This is a genomic window from Pseudomonas sp. USHLN015 (genome assembly GCF_037153275.1).
Classification (GTDB): domain Bacteria; phylum Pseudomonadota; class Gammaproteobacteria; order Pseudomonadales; family Pseudomonadaceae; genus Metapseudomonas; species Metapseudomonas tohonis.
Genome location: NZ_JBBCKP010000018.1, coordinates 137,833 through 145,279 on the forward strand (window position 1 = coordinate 137,833; position 7,447 = coordinate 145,279).

General features: G+C 59.8%; 6 protein-coding genes and 1 pseudogene. 6 read left to right on the forward strand and 1 reads right to left on the reverse strand.

What is annotated here, in order from left to right; translation table 11 throughout:
* Window positions 1-255: 255 nt before the first annotated feature.
* A complete protein-coding gene (locus WFQ67_RS29105) occupies window positions 256-1,980 on the forward strand; it encodes an acetolactate synthase 3 large subunit (RefSeq protein ID WP_213626302.1) in 1,725 nt (574 codons plus the stop codon).
* 2 nt (window positions 1,981-1,982) lie between these two features.
* Window positions 1,983-2,474, forward strand: a complete 492-nt coding sequence (gene ilvN / locus WFQ67_RS29110) for an acetolactate synthase small subunit (protein WP_173179236.1) — start codon at window positions 1,983-1,985, stop codon at window positions 2,472-2,474.
* Between the two features lie 51 nt (window positions 2,475-2,525).
* On the opposite strand, the gene ilvY is transcribed toward ilvN, so the two are convergent.
* On the reverse strand, window positions 2,526-3,407 hold the full coding sequence (gene ilvY / locus WFQ67_RS29115) for an HTH-type transcriptional activator IlvY (RefSeq protein WP_337058909.1): 882 nt from the start codon (window positions 3,405-3,407) through the stop codon (window positions 2,526-2,528).
* Between the two features lie 125 nt (window positions 3,408-3,532).
* Here ilvY and ilvC point away from each other — a divergent pair, with 125 nt between their 5' ends.
* The 4 genes and pseudogenes from ilvC to msrQ all read left to right on the forward strand — a co-directional run bounded on the left by ilvC (window position 3,533) and on the right by msrQ (window position 7,213).
* Window positions 3,533-4,549 carry a ketol-acid reductoisomerase gene (gene ilvC, locus WFQ67_RS29120; RefSeq protein ID WP_016494721.1) on the forward strand — a complete coding sequence of 339 codons (1,017 nt, stop codon included), beginning with the start codon at window positions 3,533-3,535 and terminating at the stop codon, window positions 4,547-4,549.
* Between the two features lie 153 nt (window positions 4,550-4,702).
* A complete protein-coding gene (gene pssA, locus WFQ67_RS29125; RefSeq protein ID WP_173179240.1) occupies window positions 4,703-5,518 on the forward strand; it encodes a CDP-diacylglycerol--serine O-phosphatidyltransferase in 816 nt (271 codons plus the stop codon).
* A 61-nt stretch (window positions 5,519-5,579) separates the two neighbouring features.
* Window positions 5,580-6,587: pseudogene (gene msrP, locus WFQ67_RS29130) on the forward strand (protein-methionine-sulfoxide reductase catalytic subunit MsrP).
* Window positions 6,587-7,213, forward strand: coding sequence for a protein-methionine-sulfoxide reductase heme-binding subunit MsrQ (gene msrQ, locus WFQ67_RS29135; RefSeq protein WP_337058907.1), 627 nt, complete (start codon window positions 6,587-6,589; stop codon window positions 7,211-7,213). The pseudogene msrP and the gene msrQ overlap by 1 nt, the downstream one beginning before the upstream one ends.
* Window positions 7,214-7,447 lie beyond the last annotated feature (234 nt).

The window sequence follows — 7,447 nt, forward strand, 5'->3', positions numbered from 1 at the left end:
GTCAGTGGGCCGGCCGCAAGTCGGTAGCTGCCATAGTCGATGAGGTGCATACCCGCGCCGACCTGTTACACCCGCAACGCGTTACCTCGCGCTGGGTGGGAAAGCCCCGCAACAACTCTCAGGGGCCGCCCCGATGCTTGCTCAGTCAGTAGCTGACGTAGTCCGACTACCCGTCGTTCACGTGACTACTTGCAAGCAAACCTATTCAGGCCGTCCGGTCGCGGGCGGTTTACTGGCGTTATAGAGGTGATCAACGTGGAGCTTTTATCTGGCGCTGAAATGGTCGTCCGCTCGTTGCGTGACGAAGGCGTTAAGTACATCTACGGGTACCCGGGTGGTGCCCTCCTGCATATCTACGATGCCCTGTTCAAGGAAAGTGACGTCACCCATATCCTGGTGCGCCACGAGCAGGCTGCTACCCACATGGCCGACGGCTACGCCCGTGCCACCGGCAAGCCCGGCGTGGTGCTGGTGACTTCCGGCCCTGGCGCGACCAACGCCATCACCGGCATCGCCACCGCATACATGGACTCCATCCCCATGGTCGTGCTGTCCGGGCAGGTGCCGAGCAACATGGTGGGCACCGACGCCTTCCAGGAAACCGACATGGTCGGTATCTCCCGCCCGATCGTGAAGCACAGCTTCATCATCAAGCATCCTTCGGAAATCCCCGAAGTGATCAAGAAGGCCTTCTATCTCGCCCAATCCGGCCGTCCCGGCCCGGTCGTGGTCGACATCCCGAAGGACATGGGCGATCCGACCCAGAAGTTCGAGTACAGCTACCCGAAGAAGGTCAAGCTGCGCTCCTACAGCCCCGCCGTTCGCGGTCACTCCGGCCAGATCCGCAAGGCGGCCGAGATGCTGCTGGCTGCCAAGCGTCCGATCCTGTACGCCGGTGGCGGCGTGATCATGGGCGGTGCTTCCGAGCCGCTGACCGAACTGGCCAAGATGCTCAATGTGCCGGTGACCAATACGCTGATGGGCCTCGGTGCCTATCCGGGGATGGATCGCCAGTTCGTTGGCATGCTCGGCATGCACGGCAGCTACACCGCCAACCTGGCGATGCATCATGCCGACGTGATCTTGGCTGTGGGCGCCCGCTTCGACGATCGCGTGATCAACGGCGCGAGCAAGTTCTGCCCGAACGCCAAGATCATCCACATCGATATCGACCCGGCTTCGATCTCCAAGACCATCAAGGCCGACATCCCGATCGTGGGGCCGGTGGACAGCGTTCTCACCGAGATGGTCGCCATTCTCAAGGAAATCGGCGAGACCCCGAACAAGGAGACCGTCGCCAGCTGGTGGAAGCAGATCGAGGAATGGCGCGGTGATCGTGGCCTGTTCCCCTATGAAATGGGCGACGGCAGCATCATCAAGCCGCAGACCGTCATCGAGACGCTGTGCGAAGTCACCAAGGGCGATGCTTACGTGGCGTCCGACGTGGGCCAGCACCAGATGTTCGCCGCGCAGTACTACCGCTTCAACAAGCCCAATCGCTGGATCAACTCCGGCGGCCTCGGCACCATGGGCTTCGGCTTCCCTGCCGCCATGGGCGTGAAGCTCAACTTCCCGGATGCCGACGTGGCGTGCGTGACCGGTGAAGGCAGCATCCAGATGAACATCCAGGAGCTGTCCACCTGCCTGCAGTACGACTTGCCGGTGAAGATCGTCAACCTCAACAATGGCGCGTTGGGCATGGTCCGCCAATGGCAGGACATGCAGTACAACAGCCGTTATTCGCACTCCTACATGGAGTCGCTGCCGGACTTCGTCAAGCTGGTTGAAGCCTATGGCCACGTTGGCATGCGCATCACCGACCTGAAGGATCTGAAACCGAAGATGGAAGAAGCGTTCGCGCTGAAGAATCGCCTGGTGTTCCTCGATATCCAGGTCGATCCGAGCGAACACGTCTATCCGATGCAGATCCGGGATGGCGCCATGCGCGATATGTGGCTGAGCAAGACGGAGCGGACCTGAACATGCGACACATCATTTCCCTGCTGCTGGAAAACGAACCCGGTGCACTGTCCCGTGTCGTCGGCCTGTTCTCCCAACGCAACTACAACATCGAAAGCCTGACCGTCGCGCCCACCGAGGATCCGACCCTGTCGCGTCTGACGCTGACCACCGTTGGCCAGGACGAGGTGATCGAGCAGATCACCAAGAACCTCAACAAGCTGATCGAAGTGGTCAAGCTGGTGAACCTGTCGGAGAGCGCTCACATCGAGCGTGAACTGATGCTGGTGAAAGTGAAGGCCACCGGCGCCCAGCGCGCCGAGGTCAAGCGCACCACCGACATCTTCCGTGGGCAGATCGTCGATGTGACCAGTAGCGTCTACACCATCCAGCTGGCCGGTACCTCCGACAAGCTGGACAGCTTCATCCAGGCGATTGGCACTGCATCGATCCTCGAGACCGTACGCAGTGGCGTGACCGGCATCGCCCGGGGCGACAAGGTGCTGAGCATCTGATTGCGGCCCTGTGAAAAACCCCGCCTGGTGCGGGGTTTTTTATTGCCTGGGTTACTGGCGGCGATTCCAGAAGGCTGCGATCAGTGGATCCTTCAGGCGCTTTTCCAGGGCGAACAGGCCGATGTCGTAGGCGGTCAGTGGCGGCTGGATGTCGTAGATGCGGATGCGCGCTGTCAGGGGGCTGTTGTCGAGCACGATCTGCGGAACCACGCCGATGCCGAACCCCAGGCTCACCATGCTGACGATGGCTTCGTTGCCGGCCACCTGTGCATAGATCCGCGGCTTGATGCTGTGGCTTTTCAGCCAGCGCTCGGTGCGGGTACGCGCCAGGCCTTCTTCCGAGAGGATCATCGGCACGTCTTTCCAGCTTTGCGCTGTGGGCTCCTTCAGCTGCTCCTCCGTCAGTAATTGGGGAGATTGGGGGCCGATGAAACGCAGCTCCGAGCGGGTGATCGACTGGAAGTCGACGCCGGCTGGCAGGTTATCGGGCCGGGCGCCGATGGCGAGGTCCTCCAGGCCCTGTTGTACCCGCTCGACCGCTTTTGCGGGGTCGCCGGTGTGCAGTTTCATTTCGATGCGAGGGTAGTCCTGGCGGAAGCTGCTGAGGATGTCATAGAGGAAGCTGTAGCTTGCCGTCACCGAGCAATAGAGGGAGAGCTCGCCGTGCAGGTCGACCTGATCCTGCATGAAGCGCTGGCGGATGGCTTGCCAGCCGCTGAGTACTTCACTCGCGTATTCGCGGAACTGTTGCCCTTCGCGGGTCAGTTGGACCGAGCGATTGTCGCGAACGAACAGCGGCGCGCCGACCTCGTCTTCGAGTTGCTTGATGCTTCGGCTAAGTGCGGAGGGGCTGACGTGCTGCTCGCGGCTGGTCTTGCCGAAGTGCAGGTTGTCTGCCAATGAGAGAAAGAGCCTGAGCGCGTGGCTATCCATGAGTGTTTCGAATATCGGCACATGACGTTGCGAATATATCATTTTACGCAATGGGACGGATCGCTTAATGTGGCTCCGTCGCGGTGCGCGCACCCCATCCCTTTCGTTTTAGAAGAGCCAGGAACATGAAAGTTTATTACGACAAAGACTGTGACCTCTCGATCATCCAGGGCAAGAAAGTAGCCATCATCGGTTACGGCTCCCAGGGTCACGCTCATGCCTGCAACCTGAAGGATTCCGGTGTCGACGTGACCGTCGGCCTGCGTCCGGGCTCCGCCACCGTCGCCAAGGCCCAGGCCCATGGCCTGACCGTGAAGAGCGTGCCGGAAGCCGTTGCCGCCGCTGACCTGGTCATGATCCTGACCCCCGACGAATTCCAGTCCAAGCTGTACAAGGAAGAAGTCGAGCCGAACCTCAAGAAAGGCGCCACCCTGGCCTTCGCTCACGGCTTCGCCATCCACTACAACCAGGTCGTTCCGCGTGCCGACCTCGACGTGATCATGATTGCGCCGAAGGCCCCAGGCCACACCGTACGTTCCGAATTCGTCAAGGGCGGCGGTATCCCTGACCTGGTCGCCATCTATCAGGACGCTTCCGGCAATGCCAAGAACGTCGCCCTGTCCTACGCCTGCGGCGTTGGCGGCGGCCGTACCGGCATCATCGAAACCACCTTCAAGGACGAAACCGAAACCGACCTGTTCGGTGAGCAAGCCGTTCTCTGCGGTGGTTGCGTCGAGCTGGTGAAAGCCGGTTTCGAAACCCTGGTCGAAGCTGGCTACGCGCCGGAAATGGCCTACTTCGAGTGCCTGCACGAGCTGAAACTGATCGTCGACCTCATGTACGAAGGCGGTATCGCCAACATGAACTACTCGATCTCCAACAACGCCGAGTACGGCGAGTACGTGACCGGTCCGGAAGTCATCAACGCCGAGTCCCGTCAGGCCATGCGCAACGCTCTGAAGCGCATCCAGGACGGCGAATACGCGAAGATGTTCATTCAGGAAGGTGCTTCGAACTACGCGTCGATGACCGCCTACCGCCGCAACAACGCTGCTCACCCGATCGAGCAGGTTGGCGAGCGTCTGCGAGCGATGATGCCGTGGATCTCCGCCAACAAGATCGTCGACAAGACCAAGAACTGAGGTCTTCGACGCTCGAGAAAAAACGCGGCTACGGCCGCGTTTTTTCATGGCGCTCCCGCTTCTGGTATAAAGCCTGATCACCGGGGACGTGACGCGAACCTGCCAGTTGCATCCCGGTCAAATTCATTCGCATACCCCGCAAGGATGTTGTTCATGAGTGACCGTCCCGAAGAGCCGAACGAGGCTCCTGACGCCGAAAGCCTGCTGCCGATCGACGAGCATGTCGAAGAGGGGCACGATGATGAAGGGCGAAAGGTCCGTCATCGTGGCATCTACCTGCTGCCCAACCTGTTCACCACCGCGAACCTGTTTGCCGGTTTCTACGCGATCATCAACGCCATGAACGGCAACTTCTCGGTCGCTGCAGCCACCATTTTCGTTGCCATGGTGCTCGATAGCCTCGATGGGCGTGTCGCGCGCCTGACCAACACCCAGAGCGCCTTCGGTGCCGAGTACGACTCGCTCTCCGACATGGTCGCCTTCGGCGTTGCCCCGGCTCTTCTGGCTTTCGAATGGGCCCTGAGCGGGCTCAATAGCGTAGGTTTGACCGTGGCATTCATCTATGTGGCCGGTGCCGCGCTGCGCCTCGCGCGTTTCAACACCCAGATCGGCAAGGCCGACAAGCGCTATTTCATCGGGCTGGCCAGTCCGGCTGCCGCTGGCGTGGTTGCGGGAACCGTATGGGCGTTCAGCGACTTCGGCATCAAGGGCTCGAACATGTCCTTCATCGTTGCGCTGCTGGTAGCGGCCGCAGGCATGTTGATGGTCAGCAACGTCAAGTACTACAGCTTCAAGGACCTGGACCTGAAGGGGCGCGTACCGTTCGTGGCCATCCTGGTCGTGGTGCTGGCGTTCGCAGTGGTCTTCAGTGATCCGCCGCGTATCCTGTTGCTGATCTTCCTCGCTTACGCAGCGTCCGGCCCGGTGCAATACTTGCTGCAACTGCGTCGCCGCCAACGCGTCGAGTGATGTAATTTCCGCACGGCTCCGCAGTCTATTGGGCAACCCATGCCGTAACTGTGGAGCCGTCATGCTGATCCGAATTCCCGCCGCGTCCTCTTCTCGCGAGGACGAAGTCACTCCTGAAGCCATCTACCTGTCTCGCCGGACCTTCATGGCGGGAGCTGGTGCTGCCGCTGTGCTGTCATCCCTGCCCATCAATGCCGCAGGCTCTACATCGGCATAGGCTGATGTAGAGCCTGCGGCTGCACCTGACTGGTTCACGGGCAAGTTGCAGGATGCGCGCTGGCAAGCCATGACTGCTGCAGGCGAGGCAGTGACGCCGTTCAAGGATGCGACCCACTACAACAACTTCTATGAGTTCGGTACCAACAAGGGGGACCCGGCACGCTATGCCGACAAGCTCAAGGTCGAGCCCTGGCAGGTGAAGATCGATGGCGAGGTCGGCAAGCCTGGTACCTACTCGATAGAAGACCTGGTTAAGCCCCATCAGTTGGAGGAGCGTATATACCGGCTGCGTTGTGTGGAGGGGTGGTCGATGGTCATTCCCTGGCTGGGCTTTCCCCTGGCCGAACTGCTGCGGCTCGTGGAGCCGACCGGGAATGCGAAGTTCGTGCGCTTCGAGACGCGCTTGGCTCCAGAGGAAATGGCTGGCGTACGCTCCGGGTTCTCGCTGATTGATTGGCCTTATATGGAGGGGCTGCGCATGGATGAAGCGATGCATCCCCTCACCTTGATAGCCGTGGGCATGTATGGACGGGTGTTGCCCAACCAGAACGGTGCGCCCCTGCGTCTTGTCGTGCCTTGGAAATATGGATTCAAGAGCATCAAGTCCATCGTGCGCATCAGTCTTGTGGCCGATCAGCCCAAGACGACCTGGGAGACCATCGCCCCTGACGAATACGGCTTCTATTCCAACGTGAACCCGGAAGTGGACCATCCCCGTTGGAGCCAGGCGCATGAGCGGCGCCTCCCCAGTGGCCTGTTCAGCCCCAATGTGATCCCGACACGCATGTTCAATGGCTATGACGAGGTCGCACCTCTGTATAGCGGTCTCGACCTTCGGAAGTTCTACTGATGCGTTATCGGTTGTGGCGTGTCGTGGTTTTCCTGTCGGCGATGGTTCCGCCTTCCCTGTGGCTCTACCAAGCCTGGATCTTCGATCTGGGGCCTGATCCGGGTAAGGCTCTGGTCGATCGACTTGGTCTGGGAGCGCTTTGGCTTCTGCTCATCACGCTGGGTATGACCCCGTTGCAGAAACTGACGGGGTGGGGCGGCTGGATTGCGGTGCGCCGGCAGTTGGGGCTTTGGTGTTTTACCTATGCAGTTCTACATATCAGTGCCTACGCGGTGTTTCTGCTTGGGCTGGACCTGGGCCAGTTGACGAAGGATCTGAGCAAGCGCCCCTACATCATTGTCGGTGCACTGGCTTTCACAATGTTGCTTACGCTGGCCGTGACGTCGAACCGCTTCAGCATTCGTCGACTTGGCAAGCGCTGGAAGCAGCTGCATCGGCTCATTTATCCGATCCTTGGGCTGGCCTTGCTGCATATGCTTTGGGTCGTACGCGCGGACATGGCGGAATGGGCAGGCTATGCGGTCGCTGGAGGCATTCTCCTGGCGCTTCGGATGCCGATGGTTTCGAAGAGGCTTCCGCGCCTGTTTCCAGGCCCTGCAGATAAGATGACGAAAAGATTTCAATAAAGTGTTGACGTGCCGTTTCGTATCCCTATAATGCGCACCACTTCCGCAGCGGAATCCAAGAAAAACCTCTTTTAAATCAAAAGGTTAAGTAATTGGAGGGTGGTCAAGCCGGGGCTTGGTCGGTGCGGTGGAAGGGTGGTGTCAGGCTGGTTTAAGGCATCGCCAGTTTGTTCGGATGACTCCGAAAGAAACTGAAAAAGAGGTGTTGACAGCGAGTTTGAACGCTGTAGAATT

Excerpts from the sequence above, each read along its gene's own strand:
- msrQ (WP_337058907.1), top strand. The coding sequence starts at position 6,587 with ATGCGTTATCGGTTGTGGCGTGTCGTGGTTTTCCTGTCGGCGATGGTT.
- ilvY (WP_337058909.1), bottom strand. The coding sequence starts at position 3,407 with ATGGATAGCCACGCGCTCAGGCTCTTTCTCTCATTGGCAGACAACCTG.
- pssA (WP_173179240.1), top strand. The coding sequence starts at position 4,703 with ATGAGTGACCGTCCCGAAGAGCCGAACGAGGCTCCTGACGCCGAAAGC.
- ilvN (WP_173179236.1), top strand. The coding sequence starts at position 1,983 with ATGCGACACATCATTTCCCTGCTGCTGGAAAACGAACCCGGTGCACTG.
- ilvC (WP_016494721.1), top strand. The coding sequence starts at position 3,533 with ATGAAAGTTTATTACGACAAAGACTGTGACCTCTCGATCATCCAGGGC.